Below are 19,933 nucleotides of genomic sequence, written 5' to 3'. Positions count from 1 at the left end.
AGCTCCGATAACCTATATTATGTCAGTTTGAGCTTCGCGAGCCCCGGGCAGCTCGCATCCAATGCGAATCAGCCGGTCCGCTCGCGGGTGCTGGCGCCCTTCAGCAAGGCGGCATGCGTCGCGCGTTGGAGTAGAACGGCCCGCTCCCGGTGCTCGAGGACTTCCTCTTCGTGAAGGTGCGGGTCGCCACCATCAGCACTCGAGGACCCGGTGCAGCGCGTCCTGTTGTTATCGCTCCTCGCCTAAACCTGATCGACAGAAACTAACCAGCCGACGCTTTGATTGATTGGCGCGAAACTATAAGTTCGAGCCACATATGCGGCACCCGACTGGTCGGCTTCACGAACTGCCATTTGCACCCCGACCGAGAGTCGGTCCGCGGCCACAGACCTGAAACCATTCAATGAGGCTCCACCTACCAGGTGAACATGGAGATAACGTACCTCTTGCCGAACGCCGACGTTCGAGAATCCAACATATTCCACAACCGGCTCTTGCCTCCACCAAGCCGATAATCGGTCCAAGAAAACATCCCGCAATGGCGTCGAATCTTGGATATCGCGCAAATACTTACGTGGTACCGCAACCAAATGCGCCGCACTAATCGGGCGCGGGTGCTTCAGAACAACGAGATCCCTAGAGACAAAAATTACCCCAGGAATCAAACGAGGCACTCCAAGTACAACGATACCAAAGATATATCCGCCCGCGTTCGATTTTGCAAAGCGGAACAGCACGCGAGCAATCACTTTCGGCTCACGAGTGCGTCGCTCAGCGATAGAAGGTCCTTCAATTTTGACGATAGCTGGTAACGACGAGCATTGACCAGGCCTGCCGCGGACAGCACGCGCAACTTGGTGTCAGATTCAACCGTACTCGTGATGACCCTCGCGAGATCCGCTGGGTCGCCAGCCCGAAATCGCTCAACACTTCCACCGAATACCTCGCCGAAGACAGGCAGGTCGCTCGTGATTACCGGTAAACCCTGAACCTGACACTCGACGCCGAATAGGCCGAAGGCTTCTGTCTCTCTCGTTGGAAACACAGCGACTGTTGCTGCTCTCATGCGTCGCCAAAGACTCACTCGAGGCATCATAGGCTCAATCATCACCTTGTCTTCGAGGGCCAAATCGTCACGAATTTTCAACAGCGTTTCCCTCTCCCTTCCTTCGCCAATGATACTGACAGAAATCTCGGGAGGTAACAGAGCAGCCGCCTCAACAACAGTCTGAATGTCCTTATTTGCAGTAAACCTCGAGGCAACGATAACTTGCTTTGAGTTTTCAAGGGATCGATATTCTGGTTGCCCGATCGCATCGGGTACTCCCCAGGGGGCGATCACCACGCGCCGCGGGTCCAATTGGATTCCGGACTCAAGTGCATCTCGAACTAGCGAAACCGTAGGAAAGACGACCTGGTCCGATGATTTTGCGATACGGCCTGCAAGCGACCGGGCCTCTTCATCTCGAATAGCGTCGTACACGTCGGTGCCATGCGCGAATGCTAATCGTGGTGCCGAAAAAGGCAACATCGACAACGCCTGGGCCATCCCGTAAGCGAGGTGGTGCAAATGAATGACATCTGGCGACCAACCAGCCAGTTGAAACTCGATCGCACTTCGTAAAGCGTTGACATAGTCTGAGCCATCAGACTTCGCGACATCTAGCTCGATAGCCCCTGCGACGAGCGGGCTGCCAGCTGTCGACTTCAGGACGAAGAAGCGAACGTCATCGCCTCGTTCCCTCGATTGTTCATAGATGTCTTGCGCAATCATGAAACTCCCACAGACGAGATCGCCGGGCAGATCAATTCCTGACAGAATATTCACGAGGTCAGAAAATCCTTATAAGCTAGTGACGCCATCGCTGACATGGATCCTTTGTATTTGCCGTCGTACAAGGAGATACCGCCAACTGGTTCCCAAAACGTGACCTGTCCGATCAGCATCCCAGGATAGATAATGAGAGGTTGAACGGCGTGCAACTGCAGGGTCCACCGATTGACGGACCCAATATCGATCAGATCGGCAGTAACATGAATGAAAAGCCCAAGTCTCGCGATGGACGACTTGGCGCGAATGATAGGGACATAATGGTCTGACCCCATCACCTCGAAGGTGCTCGCGAGATAAACCCTCGTCGGCTCGAGACGCAGGCCAGACGGTGGGATTACCGTGCTTGTAGTGGAATTCTCGACACGCGAATCAAGCAACTCCGAGTCGTAAGTCAATACTGTGTCGTTCAGGCGGAAGTCGTACGAGTTCGGATTGATCTGGTCGGCCGTGAAGGGCTCAATCACCAGCCGACCATGGCTCAGTTGCTTCTTAATTTCGTGCCCTGTCAGGATCATTTAGAGCGTAGCCTCCAGGAGTAGCGGTTGGTTCTGACATAGTGCCAAAGAAGCCGTTGTATTCCATAATCTGTCCGGTTGGCTTCCAGAATGAGACTTGCCCGATGCGCATTCCGGGATAGACGCGGATCGGCTGGACTGCAACTAGTTCGAGGGTCCAGCGATGAATTGACCCCAGTTGGCCAAGGTCAGCCGATATTTGAAGGAAAAGTCCTAGTCGACCTATCGACGAACGACCAATAAGAAGCGGCACATACTCAAGACTGCCAATTGTTTCGACCGTGTGACCAAGATAGAGCGTTTTGGGCTGCAGGACAAATCCGGCATCCGGAATACGGTGCTTAGTCCATTGATCTGGCTCAGATTTTGCCACATCCAAGGTGTCGGATGACGACACCAATATTTCCGGACCTAGGCGGTAATTGTAACTATTCGGATTGAGCAGATCGGACGAGAATGGCTCGAGGGTTATTGAACCATCGGCTACACGGCGTTCAATCTCACTGCCCGTGAGTATCACGTGGCCGCCCGGGTCGAAGACAACTCTTGTCGTATCAGGCTTCGAAGATCGAATTGGTTAACGGGTCGGGTCGACCTGAGGATCGAATTGGCGGAGAGTCGACCGCCTAGGAAAGTGGTGGTGACATACGTGTCACCGCCACCTACTTGAATAAATGACTCACCGTAGAGTTCTCCTAAGACTTGCATGGCCTTCTCTACTTCAACGGATAGGCGTACGATTTCTAGCTCATTTGGGAAAGGCACAACCCGGATCAACTGGGAGGCCGTTATATGAGTCGAGCTGGGAAGAGACTCGCGGACGCTGCCTCGATTGAGGAAGGCGCCGCCCGTGGGGTTCAATGCCGCCAGCTTATCCACGACCCAACCAGTAAAGCGTTCACGGTCTTCCGCCACGTCGGGATCAATTTCGATCTCAAGACTGGGTTCCGAATCGATTACAGTTCGGTATGCCTTCACATAACTCGACACAAGGGGATGCGGCGCAATCTCGTCGCCGCCCAACGGAAGCGATTCCACCACGATTCTCCCTCTGTCATCCAGTGAAGCGAAACCTCTCCCCAATTCAGGACCTTTCACGACAGGATTCGGGTGAGGCCAGTAGTTTGTTTCGGAATGACAATGTCCGGAAAAAATTACCGCAGGATACCCACGATCGTGAAGCTGCTGCGATAGTAGGACGTCACACTGAAAGCCTTGGTGACTCAATACAATCAATCGAAGCCCGGAAGCAATCGCGCGGCGGGCAATGACTTGGAGGGTATCGAGGGGTTCGATAAATGAAAGCCGATCGTTTCGCGGCTCAATGCTGGAGAAAGCCTGTCTGCCTATGATGCCCGTGAACAGGTACTTACCTGAAGGGTCGATCCAATATCTCGGACCCGGCCAGCCAGCCAAATTTGAATTGACAATTGGCAAGTGAACTGCTTCGTCAGAGGCCAGTCGCAAGTAAAGATCGAATCCATGGTTACCCGGAGCGATGACGTCATATAAACCTTGCAGAGCGAGGATCTCTGGGACTCCAAGGAAGCGGTCGTATTCAGCGGTACCCTCGAAGAAGTCCCCGGAATCAGCGATTAGAAAACCTTGCGCACGCAACTCGGCAAGTCGATTCAGAAAGCTCGGACACGAGAGTATCGTGGAGTGCACGTCATTTGACACCACGACGCCCTTCGGGGCTGAGGCTCGATGGTCGGGCACGTTAGAAGTATAGTCGAAACTGGTGGCCCCCATCGAGAAGTGAGAATGATGTCCCCTGATGAGCGTGAGCGGCGCGCCCGCGCGGCGACCGGCCTGCTGGTTGAAGCCGTTGGGTCGGGTACCTTCCCGTCAGCGGTTTGGGCATGGGGCGATCGTGGCACCACGTACTTCGAGGACGGGTTGGGAAAACCTGACCCGACGAATTCGTCATGGTTGGCAAGTTTCGACACTGTGTTCGATATTGCGAGTCTCACGAAGATAGTCGCCGTCTGGGCACCACTAGGCTTCCTCTGGTCAAACTCGAAGCTGAGCTTGAAATCGACGGTAGGGTCATTACTTGAAGATGCGACCGGCGGCCCACTCGATGTTGTGACGGTCGAGCAGCTTCTTTCTCACACCGCCGGGCTTCCTCCGCGTGCGAATTTGAAGGCTTTGTATGGAACTGACCCGATGGAAATTCGAAAAGGCGTGCTTCGAGAATCTCTTCACGACCGACCTGGATCGACAGTTCGATATACGGATAGAGCTGCCCTGATCGCTGGGTATATTGTTGAGGAACTTACCTCATCCTCGCTCGATGTAGCAGCTCGAGAGCTAATTTGGAGTCGTTTCGGGATGAGTAGGACGTGTTTCGGGCCGCTTAGCGGTCGAGCGTTGTCCGCTGCGGCACCAACAGCAGTAGATGATGTCACTGGGGTTCATTTGAAGGGCGTTGTTCACGACTTCTCTGCCCGGCTTCTTAGCGGAGTGTCGGGAATATCCGGAGTTTTCTCGACCGTCGGCGACATGGGCAAATTTGCTCAATCGATTCTTCGTGAAGATCGCACCTCGCCAGGCTTTCAGGATTGGCTGAAACTATCGCTTTCCGTTCGGACCGGAGACCTCTCTCCGTCGCGAGGGCTGTTTTGGCATCCTGCTAAAGGTGGGTCAGTCTCGACTTGGTCACATTACGGATTTACGGGCACTGCGATCTGGCTAGATTTCGACCAAGATCGTTGGGCGATTATGTTGACAAATAAACTATACTTCACGTCTAGTTCGTACGAGATACGTCGTGTCCGCGAACAATTTGCGACTATTCTGTTCGGCCCAAAGTAGTTCGAAGAATGCTCGACCAGAACTCCCTACGGACTCGAGCCATCGTTAGTGCGTCGGAGGAGTAGGTCCGATTCGTCAGCAGGACCGCCCACAGATTCCGTTGTGGATTGACCCAGATAGAGGTTCCGGTATACCCGTTATGCATCCACGTTCCGGATTCTGAGAAATCAGGATCAGGATGCCACATGAGGCCTCGTGCCGGTAAAAGCTCCTTGGTAAGGACTGTGAGGCTGTCGCGAGTCCAAGAAGAATCCATGCTTGACAAAAGGCCAACGTTCATGTTGTGCGACATGACGACCCTCTGGGCGAATCGCGCAATATCGTGGATTGTGGAGAATACTCCCGCGTTTGCTGCAACTCCGCCCATAAGTCGCGCCGATGGATCGTGAACAATTCCGGTGAGGCTAGGGTGTAGCCCTGCTGGGGAAACAGTCGCGGCCGCCCGCATCCGATTTTGACTGTTTAATGGACCGAAGCGCGTATCGAACATCCCGAGCGGTTTCCAGATGAATCTGTCCGCGGCGGCGGCAAGGCTAGTTTCGAGAGTTCTCTCGATGATAAGGCCCAGAATCAGAGCGCCGCGATCAGAATATATTACCCGATCTCCAGGCTGTGCCTCTAAAGGGGCCGCGAGCACTGCGTTCAGAAAAGTGCTTTGATCGATTGTCGGGTCGATTTTCCGAAGTCCGTCGGTGGTTCGGGAAACGAGCCATGTCGGAAATGCGTCTTTGGGGAGACCCGCAGTGTGAGTTAGAAGCTGTAAGACGGTAACTTTGCTGAGAGATTCCGGCACTTCAGGCAACAGGTGCTGGACATTGTCGTCCAAGTTTATCCTGTTTGTGGATTGAAGATGTCCGATCAAAGGCCACAGAACCACAATCTTGGTCAGGCTTGCGAGGTCGAACAGTGTCGACTCGGTGACCGGTACTGACTGTTCCGGGGTCTCGGGGTCAGTCTCGCCGGCGGCGCCTTCGGCGATCAGCCCGTTCTGGTTGCCGAACGCCCAGGCGGTGGCGCTGAATCGCCTCAGAGTGATGCCTTGCTCCAGAGCGTGATTAACCTCTTCGCTCAGGTCGGGTGCTCCCCCATGAAACGGTCTCGGGCTTGGCGCAGGTCTCTCATGCATCAGTTGACAGACCTCCGTACCGTGCCGCGCATCCCTACATACCATCGTTCGTACTGGCCGCCGGTACGTCGCTGCAGCAGTGCGTAAGCCTTACTGGTTGGGCTAAACCAGTGGGGTGCGCCTGAGTCTTGGTTTCTGGCCAAAAGCCACTCGGAGGCCGCGCTAAAGTTCATCCTTCGAAGTTCCCAACCCCCGTCGATACTATCTGGATCTGTGTCGATAAAGTGCAGATCTTTCAGTGCGGGCGCGAGGTGTCTTGTGAATGGGACAAAACCGTTAGACAGAAATCCGAGCCAAATTGCGAGTTTTGTGACGTCGACCCGAGTGCTTGCCTTTGTTTCTTGAGCCTCAATGATATCAAGGTAGGCGGCCCGAAGGGAGTCGAGGCTTGGTTCTGTCAGCCACTGCGCCAATCCGGAGTGGGCTGCTGTATATGCACCGAGTAGTGCTCGTGTCCGGATAATTCTAGTTTGGATTCTCCAGTCGATGGACGATATGTATCCGTCCTGGTGCCGCCGGGCTGCAAGTCCCGCGGTGTCGTCCGCTCTGTCGAGAATATTAAGTTGATTCATGGCGTATGACGTCCAGGCGAGCGCGGCCGTTATGCGTGATTGCATATTTTCTCGGTCTCGCGTCGCTGGGTCGATGAGGGCGTCTTCCACGATCTTTGTGCATGTTCCCGCGGCACCTAGTGCGATCTGATGGCCGGCCTCCGTTAATGCGCGTCGGTCGGTGGAAAGTTCCGCGGTCCTTACCCAGTCTGTGTGGCGCCAGGCTTCAATCGATTTTGCTAAAGCGAGTTCCCGGTCGCCGTCTTTTCCGAGGAGAAGGGCGCGGTCTCGAGTCGTGAATGCGGAGTATGCCCAACGTATCTCAGAATACTCGCCGCCATGAGTCGCTTCTGCTACCCAGCCGAGCAGTTGAGGGTTTCTGGTTTCGACAGCATCGAGTCCGACGGATTGGTCTGCTAACGCGAGCAGCCTATTTTGGATACTACGTTCCGATGGCGGTTTGATATTGTGGCGCATGGCGACATATTTGCGAATCATTTCTGCTTTGGTGTCCGATGGAGCGTTTCGGATAAAGTAGGCGTCTTGGAGTGCTTTGGCGCCGACGTCATCCGATCGGGTTCCGGCTACGTCGAATTCGCCTATTTCGGCAGGCATCTGGGATTGAGCCATCAATACTGCAAGTCTTGAACGGGCGAATGCGCCTCGTGTGTTTGCGGGCTCAAGTAGTTCTGTAATCGGCGTGACGCCCTCAAAGTATGATGCGGGAATCGATCGGCCAAAAGCTTTAGCTCCATCTCGGCGTTGTACGGCTTGCTCGAGAGATCTTGTGTCAGATTCGCTCACTACCGAAAACGCGAACAGCTGAATAAGGGCCTCGGTCTCGCGGCGCAGTGCTCCTCCCGGAGACAGCGCTTCTCCTGGCTGCCGAGTGGTGTTGAAGTACCTGTCGTCCTCAAACCATGGCGCAAACACCCGATGCCAAACGTGTCGATATAGCTTGGCGTCATCGTCGCGGGCGTAATCCAGAAGGCGAGTTACGATTCGCGCCCGAAGCAATTGAGTTATATCTTCGGAGCTAAATTGCTCCTGATGTGGCATTTTGCTTATGAGCGAAGTTGCGATGGTGAACGGTATCGATGATGGATGAGTCCACGTGTCGATTGGATAGGTAAAGCGTTCGGGGTCTGGGTTGGCTTCTTTATTTAGGCGCCCGATGGAAAGCGCCGCTTCGGTGGCCAAGACTCGAGCTTGGGTACTTGCAGTTACTCGGGACGACCAGTTTCGGGCTGTCTGGTTGCTTGTGCCGGGTAGTGTCGCCTGCGAGCGTCCAGAGATCCCCCATCGGGCTGACAGCACGTCGACGACATCCGCCAAGGTGGTTTCGCCGTAGAAGCGTCCGACTTGTGCTTCCTTCGTTGAGCGAAGGATCGCTTCCAACAGCTCGTGTGTACGAGTTGGTCCATCGTCGCGCCAGCCGTCGTGCACGCGAACGAGGCCTGCCAGCGGTCCTAAAGACCCCACGGATGGTCGAGGGCTTGTTCCGCGTAGGAACTGCCGGTGGGCTTCGATCAGGGCCCGTAGCTGATCCGGGGTGACGAGTGCCATGGTCGCTCCTGGTCGAGGCGCAGTCTTGGTGATTTGCGCAGTTCGGCGGCGTCTGAAGAGGCCATTCGACGTCGCGAAGGGGCCGAAATCATCTCATGCAGTGCATCTTGCTCGCCAGCGCTTCGGTCCGCCTACCTTCCAGGTGAGCGAGCCGCACGGGTCGCCAGGAGTGAAAGGAAACGTGAGATGGACGCTCTCAACGAGCTGTTGGCAACCTCGCTGACGCAGCCCCGCTGGTACCACTTCGACCTGCTCGACGCCTCTGGTGCCGAGGGTGGTCGTGGGTCTGTTCTCGCGGTGTCGCCCTGTGCGGCCGAGCAGTTTGCCAACCACCAGCTCGCCGGTACATCGACGGTGCGTCTGCGAATGGAAATCGCGGATGCGTAACGCGCGGTCGACGGGCCATGAGATGAAGACGACGCGACATGCCTCCGTCCCGGTCGTTCGACGTACGCTCCACGTGATCGACATCGAGAACGAGGTCGGTGGGCCGAACGCCTCTGTCGACGACGTGCGTCGATGGTTCGCCGTTTACCGGTCGCAGATCGTTGTGATCCAGCCCGGCGACCAGGTCATCGTCGGAGCGAGTCACCGGGCTGCGAAGACCGTCTGGTTCGCGCTCCTGGGCGAGAACATCCAGCGGCGCGTGCGTAGCGGCCCCGATGGCGGCGAGTTGAGCATCACCGACGGTCTCGACCTCGCACATCTGAGCCGAGCCGGGTTCAGTCGCGTGATGCTCTGCAGCGCCGACGGCGGACTCGTCCACCTGGCCCTCGAAGCCCGCGCGGTCGGCATGCAAGTTCACCAGGTCATCGGCCTGGGGAAGCCGTCAAGGGTGCTGTCCGCCGTCGTGCACACCCGCACCGTCATCCGCCCGTCAGCTCTTCGCGCGGTCACCGTCCACCTTCGCCACGACCTCGCAGACCGCGCGGCGTGACCCTCACCCGAATCCGACTGGAGTAGTCATGTCCCGACCGTCTCGCCGCCCCGCGCGTCGTCCGTCTTCCTCCCGATCGCGTCGCCGCCCGTCGTCGACCCGCCGCACCTCTGCTAGCCGCTCTCGATCGTCCTCGCGGGCGGGACGCGCCGGGCGGAGTGGCTTCACCCCCCGTCGTGTGGGGCTCGCCCTCGCGGGCGTCATCACGGCCGCGGTGCTCGCCGGCGTCGGAATCCTGACGGGCGTATTCGAACCGACGCCCTCGGTCCCGATCGCGCACAACATCATCTACACCGCGCCGATCTCCACGGACGCAGAAATTGAGCTGCCCTCGGAGGTCATCGAGCTCCTGCACGAGGACGGCCTCGCCGGCGCCGGCGTCGCGGTCAGCCGCGTCGACTCCGACGGCACGGTCGACGTCGAGGTCGTCGACATGACGCCTCGAGTCGACGACTCCAAGGACAGCGCGATCCTAAACATCCCGGTGCGCGCCGCGGAGGCGATCGACAAGAAGATCGACACGATCGAGAAGTCGATCAACAACCCGGCCAGCGGCGGGGACCGCGCCCTCTTCAGCGGCCTCACCAAGCTCAAGCTCGCGGACGCCCCCACGATCATCGTCAGCAGCGGACTCGACCTCGCCGATCCCGTGTCCTTCCCGTCGCTGGCGTGGACCGTGCCGGTCGAGGACGTGGTGGCGAACGTCAAGGACTCCGGAGAGCGGCTGAACGTGTCCGACGATGTCACCTTCGTCGTGGTGCCCTCCGCGGGTGCGCAGCCGCAGCTCCGCGACCTGCAGAGCACCTACCGCAACGACGTCTGGACCGGCGTGCTCCAGGGGGGTGGGGCGTCGAGCGTCCGCTTCATCGACGCCGTGGCGGTCGACACCGATGACGTGTCGGGTCGGCCGGAGGCTCCGGTCGTCAGCGTCCCGCCGCTGCCGATCACGCCCGTTGGGGATCCTGCCGACCCGAAGAGGGCGACGTGCTCGGTGCCCTCTGCGTTCTTCGTGGTCAACGAGCCGACGCTGTTGGACGAGGAAGGCACGGTCGCGGCTCTGCGCGACTGCATCGAGAACGCTCTCGCAGCTGGAGCGACTTTCGAGCTCGACGGCCACACCAGCTACAGCGGTCCTCTCGACGGGGACGGCAGGCCGGCGATCGCGCTGCCCGAGAACCAGACCCTCTCCGAGGACCGCGTCGACACGATCGCGGACACCGTGATGATCGACCGCCTCGGTGTCCCGGCAGACCGCATCCTCGCGCGTCGCGGCCACGGGAACGTCGATCAGCCCGTCCCGGACGACCCGGGAAGCCCCGAGAACCGCCGCGTGGACATCACCTTCACCACCCCCTGACCCAACCCGCACGAGAAACGAGACCCAGATGACCATCAACACCACCGTTGGCTCGACGCCCGGCGCAGACGACGAGAAGCCGTGGCAGCCCGCCCTGACCGAGCGGGAAGCCCGGGCACAGGGAATGAGTCCTCAGATGTACCGGCAGCTCGTCGTGCTCGCCCGGACGGCGAACGAGGAGGGCGCCGCGAAGGGACTCCCGCCGCACCTCCGTGAACCCGGCACTACCCAGAACGACCTCTTCACCTCCGAGTACATCGAGGCGGGTGACGCGGAGCTCGAGGAACGGCTGGACGTCGACATCGACCCGCAACTCGACGAGATGCGCGACACCCTCGAGAGCGTCAAGGCGGGGCTCGACGCCCTGGACGAGGACACCCTCCCGGTCGTCACGCCCGAGTCGGGCGAGACGATGACGAACGCCGAGGCGATCGAGCGCGTGGGCACGAGCAACGAGAAGATCAGGGTCGACACCCGCGCCGGGCGGACCCATCACCTCCGGACGAGCCGAGCGCTCATGCTGGTCGGGCGCATCGCTCCTTGGCTCGAGGCCGTCGGCCTAGCCGCCTTCATGGCTTTTTTCCTGAATGTGCCGCTCATGCAGCCGTGGGTGGATCCGCTGGGATGGACCTTCGCGATGGCCGTCGTGGTCGTCGTGATCCTCGGCCAGACGTACACGGTCCACGGCAGCGCTCGCGCCCACAACCACGCACGCGAAGACGAAGCCGAGGGCAACCGGCACGAAGCAGAGAAGGCGTACCGCGCACGTAACCGGTACCTGCTGATCGCGGCGATCACGGCGACCACGATCACCGGCGGCATGATCGCCCGCGCGATCGTGGCCCTCGGCGACGCGGAGCTCGGCACGCTGGTGATCTTGGTCGCTTTGGCCGTCGTGACCGGGCTGCTCATGCCGACCCTGGCCTGGCTCGCCGAAGCCCGCGACGGCAGCACCACCTCCCGAGAGCGGGACCGACTCGTGGAGGTCCTCGACGCGGATCTCGAAGACGATCTCAAGACCCGCGCCACCGTCCAGTCGGAGCTGGCTGAGGTCGAGGAGGTCCGCGATCACCTGCAGACGAGCGACTTCCCGCGCACTGTCGACTCCGCTCAGAAGACCGTCGACGAGTGCTACTTCCCGTACAACGCCATCCGTGTGCTCATCGGGAACCTCCGGGCCGACCCCCCGGAGAAGACCACGCCGACGCTCACGCGGAACGAGACCGGGCAGATCATCGGCGGCTCTATCAAGGTCAGCATCCCCGGCGCGCGCAGCGTCGACCTGAGCCCCTTGATCGACCGCCTCGACAGGCTCGCCGCCCTCGAGAAGCTGCGCCAGGCACACCACAAGCGGTTCCTGGACACGCCCGCCCACCCGTGGGCAGCCGCCCGCAAGAGCTGACGCCCCGACACGAGGGCCGCACGCCGAGACCCCTCGGCGTGCGGCCCTCGTGCATCTGGTCCGTGAAGACCCCCAAGCCCGATACCACCGAGAGGACCACCGTGCGCACCATCCCCCGCCACCCCATACGCCGCCGTTCCACGGGCGGAAGGACTCGAACAGTGCGACGTCGATCCCGACACGGCTCGGTCCGTCGGACCACGAGCCAGCGGCGGCCGAGACGGACGCGGCGCCCACGTAGCGGCCCTCTTCACGGGCGCGCGTTGACTGCCGTCTTCCTCGGCTTGGCGCTCGCGATGGCGGCCTGGATCTCGATCTCGCCACCCTCGTCCGCACGCCCGCCGACGCCCGACCGCACTTCCTCTCCGGCGCCGCGGCTTCCAGTACCTGAAGCGAGCACTGTCGTCGAAGGAACCGACTACTCCTTCAGCGGTCGCGTCGACGGTCAACCCGTCCGATGGTCCTGCGAGGCGAGGATCGAGATCGGGTCCATCGGTCAGGTGCCTCCCGCAACCGCTGCTGCCCTCGACGAGGTGGTCAGCGTCCTCCGAGAGGCGACCGGACTCGACCTGGTCATCGCGACCGACGACTCCGCAGACATCACTCTCCGGTTCAGCGCCCTCGACGCCTCGGTGGACGGGATGTCTTTCCCCGGGCCGACCACCCTCGGTGTCGCGCGGCCCCAATGGTCCGGAAACGGCATCATCGACAGTGCACAGATCCTCGTCCGCAACGACGACGCCACGGCCGACCCCGCGAGCTCAACCGGCAGACACGTACTCCTCCATGAGCTCGGCCACGCGCTGGGGCTGGGCCACACGGCCGCGGAAAGGCCAGAAATTATGGCGTCGACAGTAGATGCGGCACACATCGGCGGGCTGGGTCCCGGCGATCGATACGCGCTGGCGATGGTCGGATGCTGACGAGGAGCGGCTTGGCACCTTGTCTCAAGAGCTGCGTTCAGCCCAGCTGGTCCGGTGGGAACATTCCAATAGGGGGTGCGGTGTACGGCAGCATGTCGCCAGCCCGGTTTTCATCCATCGACGTCGCGAACGGACCCGTGTGTGAGAGCAGCACCTTCATGTGCATGTCGAGGTGGCTGATCCAGTAGGCGCTCAGATCCGCAGGACTCGTGCGAACTTCCTCCCACATCCGCCAGAGCGCTTCGATGCGGGTCAGCGCCTCCACGCAGCCCCACCACTGGGCTGCCCACCGCTCTCCGCCGTTCTGGCCCTTGGCCGTCACGCGGCGCCGGTAGGAGGGCAGGAGGAACTTCCGCACCCACTCGTCGGCCGAGCCGAAGTACGTCGGTGGCACTTCGTCCTCCGCCGCCTGCGCCGGCTCCGGTCGCACGTCGACCACTCGAGCGGGCGCCGAGAACGGATCCGGCTCGACATCGAACACGTCCTCGTCGCTCATCACGCGCTCCGGTTCTCCGAGCCCTGCTCCACGTCGAGCTCCGCCGCCGGCTGCGCCTCGAGCGGGGGCATCACCGTCACGACGGGCGACCCCGGCGCGGCGTTCGCCGGTCCGCTGCTCGCATCGTGCGCGGCGATGGAGGCGTTGATCGCGGCGACCTGCTCCTTCGGGCCGTTGTACCAGGGCACCGTGTCGACCAGGGCCGCACGGGAGCCGGAGGAGAGCATGATCGCCCGTCCCCGGCCCATGCTGGTGAGGTCCGCGACTTCGAGGATCTTTTCTCGGCGCAGCGCTGAGGTGGTGGAGCGGACGCCCTTGTTGTAGCTGGCGGAGGTGGTCTCCTTGTCGTAGGTGCCGATCAGCTCGGAGAGGGTGCGCAGGAATTCGTCTTCCGCGACTCCGCCCGCGTAGAGCTTCACGTTCGCGGCGGACCAGAGCTTGAGCATGCCCTCCTTGCCGAACACGCCGACGCCCTGGGACCAGGACTGGAACACGGCCATGATCGGGATTCCGCGGGAGCCGTAGTGCGAGTACAGGTCGGGCAGATCCTTCCACCGGCAGACGTTCGCGGCCTCATCGAGAACGGCAACGAGCGGCGTCGCGAGGCGCCCGCCTTAGGAGCGTGCGGCGTGCTCTTCCGCGGCCTCGATGGTCGCGGCGGTCAGGGCGGTGACGAGGGGGCCGGCGGTGCCGGCGCCCTCTTTCGACAGCGAGTACAGCGTCTGGGTCGACGTGACGAACGTCTCGGGGACGAACTGCGGGCGGGTGTCGTTCGGGCGGGCGTTCACCCATTCGGCGGTCGCGGCGCTCTTCAAGCACACGGCCATGCCCTGCGCGGTCGAGTAGATCCCGTCCCGGGCCTTGTCGGCGGTGTTCATGATGCCGCGGACCGCTCGCGCGTTCGTCGGGTAGCCGTTGTCGTGCAGGAGCTCGACGGGCGTCTCGTCCTCGACGGAGGTCAGCCAGAGCAGCACGTCGCTGATCGGCCGATTCCCGGCCGCGGCCGCGAGCAGCAGGTCGGACAGCAGCTCTTGGCCCTTGCCGTCGAAGGAGGCGTCGGTCTTCGCATTCATCGCCCGGGTGCCGGAGGCGAAGTGCACCACCCGTCCGACTTGACCCCTCCCGCACCGACCCTCCATACTCGTCAAAACGAACTTTGAGTTCACCTAGTGAACTCCACATCCCTCAACGACGAGCGGAAGGAACACCCCATGGGGTTGGCTGTCTGGGCCCTCATCGCGTACATCGCGGTCATCGTGATCTGGAGCGTCGCGCTCAAGCGCGGCATCGGCGAGGCCATGGTGGTCGGCTTCCTGGTCGTCTGCGCCTTCGGCGGCGGTGACTTCCTCCGCCTGGTCCTGGTCGGCATGCAGGCCGCCTTCGACCAGGAGATCGTGTTCGCCGCGCTGGCCTTCACCTTCATCGGCTTCCTGCTCGCCTCCACCGGCGTGATCGATCGGCAGGTCGACCTGCTGAACTCGCTGCTCGGCCGCCTCCGCGGCGGCGCGGGCTACGTCGCCACCGTCGGCTCGGCGCTGTTCGGCGCGGTCGCGCACTCCGGATCCGCCAACGCGGCGACCATGGGCTCGGTCGCGATCCCGTGGATGAAGCGCTCGAACTGGCCGCCGCACGTGGCCGCGACGCTGATCGCCGGGAACGCGGGCAACGGCACCGTGATCCCGCCGAGCGCCTCGTTCTTCATCCTGATCGGCACCGCCACGGTCGCGCCGTACATCTCGATCGACCAGCTGCTGCTCGCGATGTTCGCCGCCGCCGCCTGGTGCATCCTCTGGCGCCTGATCGTCGTCTTCTACTTCGTCCGCAAGTACAAGATCGGCCGCGTCGCCGCCGCCGACATCCTGCCGTTCGCGAAGTCGTTCCGCCGCGGCTGGACCTCGCTGCTCGTCTTCCTCGGCATCATCATCCCCGTCGTCGTCACCCTCGGCCCCACCGGCGAGGCGCTGACCGGCGTGCTCGGCGCGGACGTGATGGACGCGATCAGCATCATCGTCTGGATCCCCGTGCTGCTCGGCCTCTTCGCCGCCGCGCTGGGCTGGCGCGGCCTGCCGAAGTCGGGCCGGGAGTGGTACGGCTTCGTCGCGAAGACGGCGCCCCGCTACCGCGACATCGGCGCCACTCTGGTCTTCGCCTTCGCCGGCGGCGCGGTGCTCACCGAGCTCGGGCTCGCGGAGCAGCTCTCCAGCGTGCTGAACGGGCTGAACGCCTCGCCCGTCGTGATGTCGGTGATCGTCGCCGTGATGGTCGTCCTGGTCGCCGGGCCGCTGAGCTCGACCGCCACCATCGCGACGATCGGCGGCATCGGCTTCAGCGTCCTCGTCGCCTCGGGCGTCGACCCGGTGCTCGCGGCGTGCGTCGTCCTCGTCGCCGCCTCCACCGAGGGCGCCTCGCCGCCCGGCGCCGCCGCGATCTACATCGCGACCGGCATCGCGCAAGTGAACCCGGTGAAGACGTTCGTCCCGCTGATCGTGCTCTACGTCCTCCCGATCCTGCTCATCGCCGCCCTCATCGGGCCGGGCTGGCTGCCGGTGCCGCACTGATGCGCGCCCGCCCCCGCCCCGCCACCGTTTTCCCGCCCTCGTCCTGGAGACACTGATGTCCGAAGAAACCGCCCCCCGCGACTCCCCGCACGGTCCCGGCCGTCAGCGCGTCATCTCCGTGATGACCACCGTCTTCGTGGTCCTCCTCGTGACGATGCTCGTGCTCGGCACGATCCTCGTCCTGCTGCAGATCGCCGGTCTGATCATCGTGAACGGCACCCTCATCGCCGGCGCCTCCGCCGCGCTCAGCCCGTGGACGTTCGGCGTCGCCGGCGTGCTCGGCATCTGGACGCTCCTCCTCTCCTACGCCCACGGCTGGAAGCCCGCCGACTAGGCGGCGCCCCCTCGACACGGAACGAGAACGACATGACCGAGAACGAGCCCTCCCAGAACGCCGCGGTACCGAAGACCCTCCTCGAGCGCTTCGCCGCCCTCCCCGTCGCCAACGTCGGCGACTCGATGGACCGCCTCGGCGTCGTCGACGCCGCGATCCGCCCCGTCTGGCGCGGCGCCCGACTGGCCGGCCCCGCCTTCACGGTGGAGGTCGCCGGCGGCGACAACGCCGGCATCCACGAGGCGATCGGGCGGCTCAGCCCCGGCGACGTGCTCGTCGTCAACGGCCACGGCGTGCAGGACCGCGCGCTCGTCGGCGAGCTGATCGGCGAGCGGCTGCGCAAGGTCGGCTGCATCGGCATCGTGATCGACGGGGCGCTCCGCGACGTCGACGACCTGGAGGAGATGGGCTTCCCGGCGTTCGCCCGCGCGGTCAGCCCGGCCGGCCCCTACAAGAACGGACCGTTCCGGCTCGGCGTGCCCGTCGCGATCGGCTCGGTGGTGGTCTCGCCCGGCGACCTCGTGCTCGGCGACTCCGACGGCCTGGCGGTCGTCCCGCGCGGCGAGGCCGAGGCCGTGCTGGAGCGAGCGGAGGCCAAGCATGCCACCGAGACCGCGACTCGGAAGAGCATCCTGGCGGGGCCGTGACCGGGGACGGGACCGCCGCCGGGGACGCCGGGGCCGTGGCCCGGGACAATGGGCTCCATGGCCCAGACTCCCGCGGACGCGTCCGCCTCGACCGTGCGCAGCGTCGACCGCGCGCTCGACCTGCTCGAGCTCCTCGAGCGCAGCGACTCCCCGTTGCGGCTGGTCGAGCTGAGCCGCGGCTCCGGCCTGCAGAACGCGACCGTGCTGCGGATCCTCGGCTCGCTCCAGCACCGCGGCCTCGTCGCCACCGAGAACGGGCTCTACCGGCTGGGACCGGCGGCGCTCGGGATGGGGCACAGCTACCTCGCGACCGACCCGCTGATCGCCCGGGCTCGGCCGGTGCTGCAGCAGCTGGCGGGCAGCACGGGCCTGACCGCCTCGCTCTACGCGCGGATCGGCGACTCGCGGATCCTCACCGTCCGCGTCGACGGGCAGGACCCGCTGCGCTACCAGCTCCCGCTCGGCCGTCGGCTGCCGCTGCACGTCGGCGCCGGGAAGAACATCCTGGCCGCCCTGCCGGAGGACGAGCGCGACCGGATCCTCGAGGGGCTCGGCGACACCGACACCGCGGCCGGCGAGCGGATCACGGCCCGCGAGCTGCGCGAGCAGCTCGAGCAGGTCCGCCGCGACGGCTTCCACATCTCCATCAACGAACGCGAGACCGGCGTCGCCGCCGTGAGCGTGCCCCTCGGGGGCGCTGCCGGTGACGTGATCGCCGCGATCTCGGCCTCGGGTCCCCTCGAGACCACCCCCCGCGCCCACCTCGAGGCGCAGGTGCCAGAACTGCGCCGAGCGGCGAACGCCCTCCAGCGCTGATCAGCCGGAGCGCGAGCGTCCGGCGAAGGAAGGACGCGCGATGCGCATCGGATTCATCGGACTCGGCGAGGCCGGAGCCCTCTACGCGGCGGCCACCGCCGCCCACGGCGACACGGTCTCGGGCTACGACCCGGCCGCTCCCGGCACTCCCGAGGGGGTGGAGCGGACGGCGGACCTGGCGGGCGCCGTCTCCTCCGCCGACCTCGTCGTCGTGCTGACGGCGGCGTCGCTGAGCGAGCGGATCGCGGCCGACGCCGCCCCGCACCTGCGCGCGGGCGCCGTCTACGCCGACTTCACCACCGCCTCCCCCGCCACGATGGAGGCGGTCGAGCGGGTGATCGACGCCGCGGGCGCCCGCTTCGCCGACGTCGCGATCCTCGGCCCGGTGCCCGCGAAGGGCGCGCGGACCGAGACCATCGTCAGCGGCGCCGCGGCGGCCGACGTGGCGGCCTGGCTGTCGGCGCTCGGCGCCGAGGTCGAGCGGATCGACGGCCCGGCCGGCGTCGCGACCTCGCGCAAGCTGCTCCGGAGCGTGCTGATGAAGAGCCTCGCCGCGGTCGTCGTCGAGGCCGTCACCGCCGGCCGCGCCGCCGGCTGCGAGCCGTGGATCCGCGAGCAGATCGCCGCTCAGCTCTCGGGCGACGTCGAGGCGAAGATCGATCGCTACGAGACCGGCAGCCGCAAGCACGCCGTCCGCCGCAGCCACGAGATGACCTCCGTCGTCGAGTACCTCACCGCCCTCGAGGTCCCGTCCGAGATGTCCGCGGCCTCGGAGCGCGTCCTGCAGCGCCTCGCGGACGAGGAGGCGGGCGGCGGCTCGCGGGCGTGAGCAGCGAGCGCTCCCTGCTGGTCGAGTAGCCCCGCAGGGCGTATCGAGACCCATCTTCAGACGTCGGTGGATCTACTTGGAAAGGGATGGTGACCTTTCACGCGGTTCTGGGGGTGAGGGTGACGTCGTAGCCGAGGGTCGCGAGGGTTCGGAGGGCGTTGTCTCGGGTGCGTTCAGGGTGGCGAGGGCGGTAGTAGTCGGATCCGAGTTCGTCGTAGGGAACGCCGTTGCGGAGCATGTTCCAGATGATGGTGAGAAGAGTGTGTTCGATGGCGACCACAGCTTTGAGTCCGCCGGTTCGGTTGCTCACTCGCCGGTATTTCGCGTAGAGGCGTCCGTTCTTGGAGCGGATGATGGTGAAGACGACGATTCCGAGAGCGGCTTTGAGGTAGGCGTCGCCGGGATTGATGTGTGCCGATTTGATGCGGCCTGCTGATTGATGGAGACCTGGTGCGACTCCTGCCCAGGAGGCGAGGTGTCCTGCGGTGGGGAAGACGCTCATATCTGCGCCGATCTCGGCGATGATTGTGTCTGCTGCGTTTTCTTTGATGCCCGGGATCGTCATCAGGAGTTCCCGGGTTCCTCGAAAGGGTTCGATCACCCTCTCGATCTGATCAGTGATTGCTGCGATGTCTTCGGTGATCGCGTCGATGCGGCGCAAGTGCAATCGCACCATGAAAGCGTGGTGATCCCGGAATCTGCCTCGCAGGGATTCGATCAACACCGGCGTTTTCTTCGCTAAAGATGCGTGCGCGAGCGCGGCCAAGGCCTCTGGGTCCCGTTCCCCGGCGACCAGGGCGTCCAGGATCCGCCGGCCCGTCTGGCTGCCCAGCGTGGAGAGGACGGAGCTGATCTTGATGCCGGAGTCCTCGAGGTTCTTCTCCAGCCGAGCCCACTCGCGGTGCTGCTCCTGCCCGAGGTGGCGGCGGGTGCGGGTCAGATCGCGGAGCTCCCGGATCCGCTCCGGGGGCACGAACGAGCTGCGAAGCATGTTGTGAGCGGCGAGTTCGGCGAGCCATTGCGCATCCAGGACATCCGTTTTCCGGCCCGGCATGTTCTTCACCTGCCGGGCGTTCACGAGTTCGACGTTCAATGTCTCCGCGAGCGTGAAGAAGAACGGCTTCCAGTAATCACCCGTCGCTTCCATCACGACGACCTCGATTTCGGCCGCTTCCAAGTCCTGCCGCAGTCGCTCTATCTCGGAGACCGTGGACCCATACGTCGT

At 63.2% G+C, this 19,933-nt stretch carries 20 protein-coding genes and 1 pseudogene; 11 read left to right on the top strand and 10 right to left on the bottom strand.

Translation table 11 applies throughout. The annotated features are described in order from the left end of the window. Window positions 1–745: 745 nt before the first annotated feature. The 4 genes from EDF45_RS00095 to EDF45_RS20945 are packed head-to-tail and all read right to left on the bottom strand — an operon-like array spanning window position 746 to window position 4,029. Window positions 746–1,828: a glycosyltransferase family 4 protein gene (locus EDF45_RS00095; protein ID WP_148060194.1), complete on the bottom strand. Its 1,083-nt coding sequence runs from the start codon at window positions 1,826–1,828 to the stop codon at window positions 746–748. Continuing rightward, window positions 1,825–2,349, bottom strand: a complete 525-nt coding sequence (locus EDF45_RS00090; RefSeq protein WP_123734496.1) for a 2'-deoxycytidine 5'-triphosphate deaminase domain-containing protein — start codon at window positions 2,347–2,349, stop codon at window positions 1,825–1,827. The genes EDF45_RS00095 and EDF45_RS00090 overlap by 4 nt, the downstream gene beginning before the upstream one ends. After that, the gene (locus tag EDF45_RS21930) at window positions 2,324–2,869 is read right to left on the bottom strand and encodes a dCTP deaminase domain-containing protein (protein ID WP_123734495.1); all 546 of its coding nucleotides are present in this window, start codon (window positions 2,867–2,869) and stop codon (window positions 2,324–2,326) included. The genes EDF45_RS00090 and EDF45_RS21930 overlap by 26 nt, the downstream gene beginning before the upstream one ends. Continuing rightward, window positions 2,866–4,029 carry a hypothetical protein gene (locus tag EDF45_RS20945; RefSeq protein ID WP_148060193.1) on the bottom strand — a complete coding sequence of 388 codons (1,164 nt, stop codon included), beginning with the start codon at window positions 4,027–4,029 and terminating at the stop codon, window positions 2,866–2,868. The genes EDF45_RS21930 and EDF45_RS20945 overlap by 4 nt, the downstream gene beginning before the upstream one ends. Before the next feature lie 87 nt (window positions 4,030–4,116). Here EDF45_RS20945 and EDF45_RS00080 point away from each other — a divergent pair, with 87 nt between their 5' ends. Then, window positions 4,117–5,166 (top strand): serine hydrolase, encoded by a 1,050-nt coding sequence (locus EDF45_RS00080; protein WP_185020048.1) that lies wholly within the window; start codon window positions 4,117–4,119, stop codon window positions 5,164–5,166. On the opposite strand, the gene EDF45_RS21925 is transcribed toward EDF45_RS00080, so the two are convergent. Both EDF45_RS21925 and EDF45_RS20940 read right to left on the bottom strand, forming a co-directional pair. After that, a complete protein-coding gene (locus EDF45_RS21925) occupies window positions 5,144–6,292 on the bottom strand; it encodes a serine hydrolase (RefSeq protein ID WP_185020047.1) in 1,149 nt (382 codons plus the stop codon). The genes EDF45_RS00080 and EDF45_RS21925 overlap by 23 nt on opposite strands. Beyond that, window positions 6,292–8,409 (bottom strand): hypothetical protein, encoded by a 2,118-nt coding sequence (locus EDF45_RS20940; protein ID WP_148060192.1) that lies wholly within the window; start codon window positions 8,407–8,409, stop codon window positions 6,292–6,294. The genes EDF45_RS21925 and EDF45_RS20940 overlap by 1 nt, the downstream gene beginning before the upstream one ends. Before the next feature lie 186 nt (window positions 8,410–8,595). Here EDF45_RS20940 and EDF45_RS00070 point away from each other — a divergent pair, with 186 nt between their 5' ends. The 5 genes from EDF45_RS00070 to EDF45_RS00050 all read left to right on the top strand — a co-directional run bounded on the left by EDF45_RS00070 (window position 8,596) and on the right by EDF45_RS00050 (window position 13,028). Continuing rightward, entirely contained in the window at window positions 8,596–8,796 is a 201-nt protein-coding gene (locus tag EDF45_RS00070; RefSeq protein ID WP_123734492.1) for a hypothetical protein, read from the top strand. Between the two features lie 73 nt (window positions 8,797–8,869). Further along, entirely contained in the window at window positions 8,870–9,346 is a 477-nt protein-coding gene (locus EDF45_RS00065; protein ID WP_123734491.1) for a hypothetical protein, read from the top strand. Between the two features lie 178 nt (window positions 9,347–9,524). Further along, the gene (locus EDF45_RS00060) at window positions 9,525–10,703 is read left to right on the top strand and encodes a hypothetical protein (RefSeq protein WP_123734490.1); all 1,179 of its coding nucleotides are present in this window, start codon (window positions 9,525–9,527) and stop codon (window positions 10,701–10,703) included. Then, a complete protein-coding gene (locus EDF45_RS00055; protein ID WP_148060191.1) occupies window positions 10,585–12,105 on the top strand; it encodes a hypothetical protein in 1,521 nt (506 codons plus the stop codon). The genes EDF45_RS00060 and EDF45_RS00055 overlap by 119 nt, the downstream gene beginning before the upstream one ends. A 263-nt stretch (window positions 12,106–12,368) precedes the next feature. After that, the gene (locus EDF45_RS00050; RefSeq protein ID WP_123734488.1) at window positions 12,369–13,028 is read left to right on the top strand and encodes a matrixin family metalloprotease; all 660 of its coding nucleotides are present in this window, start codon (window positions 12,369–12,371) and stop codon (window positions 13,026–13,028) included. A 37-nt stretch (window positions 13,029–13,065) separates the two neighbouring features. Here the strand turns inward: EDF45_RS00050 and EDF45_RS00045 are convergent, their stop codons facing one another. The 3 genes and pseudogenes from EDF45_RS00045 to EDF45_RS00035 form a co-directional block, all read right to left on the bottom strand. Then, window positions 13,066–13,524 (bottom strand): DUF4913 domain-containing protein, encoded by a 459-nt coding sequence (locus EDF45_RS00045; RefSeq protein WP_123734487.1) that lies wholly within the window; start codon window positions 13,522–13,524, stop codon window positions 13,066–13,068. Continuing rightward, window positions 13,524–14,108, bottom strand: a pseudogene (locus tag EDF45_RS00040) (TraG/TraD/VirD4 family protein); the annotation flags it as partial. The pseudogene EDF45_RS00040 and the gene EDF45_RS00045, both read right to left, overlap by 1 nt. A 30-nt stretch (window positions 14,109–14,138) precedes the next feature. Further along, the gene (locus tag EDF45_RS00035; protein ID WP_123734485.1) at window positions 14,139–14,627 is read right to left on the bottom strand and encodes a hypothetical protein; all 489 of its coding nucleotides are present in this window, start codon (window positions 14,625–14,627) and stop codon (window positions 14,139–14,141) included. Between the two features lie 108 nt (window positions 14,628–14,735). Between EDF45_RS00035 and EDF45_RS00030 the strand changes: the two genes are divergently transcribed. Genes EDF45_RS00030 through EDF45_RS00010 form a run of 5 tightly spaced genes read left to right on the top strand, consistent with a single transcriptional unit; the run spans window position 14,736 to window position 18,708 of the window. Beyond that, window positions 14,736–16,082, top strand: a complete 1,347-nt coding sequence (locus EDF45_RS00030) for a TRAP transporter large permease subunit (RefSeq protein ID WP_123447422.1) — start codon at window positions 14,736–14,738, stop codon at window positions 16,080–16,082. A gap of 55 nt (window positions 16,083–16,137) precedes the next feature. Then, a complete protein-coding gene (locus EDF45_RS00025; protein ID WP_123734484.1) occupies window positions 16,138–16,416 on the top strand; it encodes a hypothetical protein in 279 nt (92 codons plus the stop codon). Window positions 16,417–16,448: 32 nt separating this feature from the next. Further along, complete coding sequence (locus EDF45_RS00020; RefSeq protein WP_123734483.1) at window positions 16,449–17,063, top strand: methyltransferase; 615 nt, start codon at window positions 16,449–16,451, stop codon at window positions 17,061–17,063. 57 nt (window positions 17,064–17,120) lie between these two features. After that, the gene (locus EDF45_RS00015) at window positions 17,121–17,879 is read left to right on the top strand and encodes an IclR family transcriptional regulator (RefSeq protein WP_123734482.1); all 759 of its coding nucleotides are present in this window, start codon (window positions 17,121–17,123) and stop codon (window positions 17,877–17,879) included. Window positions 17,880–17,919: 40 nt separating this feature from the next. Then, entirely contained in the window at window positions 17,920–18,708 is a 789-nt protein-coding gene (locus tag EDF45_RS00010; RefSeq protein WP_123734481.1) for an NAD(P)-dependent oxidoreductase, read from the top strand. A 97-nt stretch (window positions 18,709–18,805) separates the two neighbouring features. Here EDF45_RS00010 and EDF45_RS00005 read toward each other — a convergent pair. After that, the coding region (locus EDF45_RS00005) for an IS110 family transposase (protein ID WP_123734480.1) at window positions 18,806–19,933 on the bottom strand (1,128 nt) is incomplete at its 5' end.

Origin of the sequence: Rathayibacter sp. PhB186 (assembly GCF_003751825.1) — a bacterium.
Classification (GTDB): domain Bacteria; phylum Actinomycetota; class Actinomycetes; order Actinomycetales; family Microbacteriaceae; genus Rathayibacter; species Rathayibacter festucae.
Note: the sequence above shows the minus strand (reverse complement) of the source record. Positions and strands in the feature narration are given on the sequence as shown.

Excerpts from the sequence above, each read along its gene's own strand:
- EDF45_RS00090 (WP_123734496.1), bottom strand. The coding sequence starts at position 2,349 with ATGATCCTGACAGGGCACGAAATTAAGAAGCAACTGAGCCATGGTCGG.
- EDF45_RS00080 (WP_185020048.1), top strand. The coding sequence starts at position 4,117 with ATGTCCCCTGATGAGCGTGAGCGGCGCGCCCGCGCGGCGACCGGCCTG.
- EDF45_RS21925 (WP_185020047.1), bottom strand. The coding sequence starts at position 6,292 with ATGCATGAGAGACCTGCGCCAAGCCCGAGACCGTTTCATGGGGGAGCA.
- EDF45_RS20940 (WP_148060192.1), bottom strand. The coding sequence starts at position 8,409 with ATGGCACTCGTCACCCCGGATCAGCTACGGGCCCTGATCGAAGCCCAC.
- EDF45_RS00070 (WP_123734492.1), top strand. The coding sequence starts at position 8,596 with ATGGACGCTCTCAACGAGCTGTTGGCAACCTCGCTGACGCAGCCCCGC.
- EDF45_RS00045 (WP_123734487.1), bottom strand. The coding sequence starts at position 13,524 with ATGAGCGACGAGGACGTGTTCGATGTCGAGCCGGATCCGTTCTCGGCG.
- EDF45_RS00030 (WP_123447422.1), top strand. The coding sequence starts at position 14,736 with ATGGGGTTGGCTGTCTGGGCCCTCATCGCGTACATCGCGGTCATCGTG.
- EDF45_RS00025 (WP_123734484.1), top strand. The coding sequence starts at position 16,138 with ATGTCCGAAGAAACCGCCCCCCGCGACTCCCCGCACGGTCCCGGCCGT.
- EDF45_RS00020 (WP_123734483.1), top strand. The coding sequence starts at position 16,449 with ATGACCGAGAACGAGCCCTCCCAGAACGCCGCGGTACCGAAGACCCTC.
- EDF45_RS00015 (WP_123734482.1), top strand. The coding sequence starts at position 17,121 with ATGGCCCAGACTCCCGCGGACGCGTCCGCCTCGACCGTGCGCAGCGTC.
- EDF45_RS00010 (WP_123734481.1), top strand. The coding sequence starts at position 17,920 with ATGCGCATCGGATTCATCGGACTCGGCGAGGCCGGAGCCCTCTACGCG.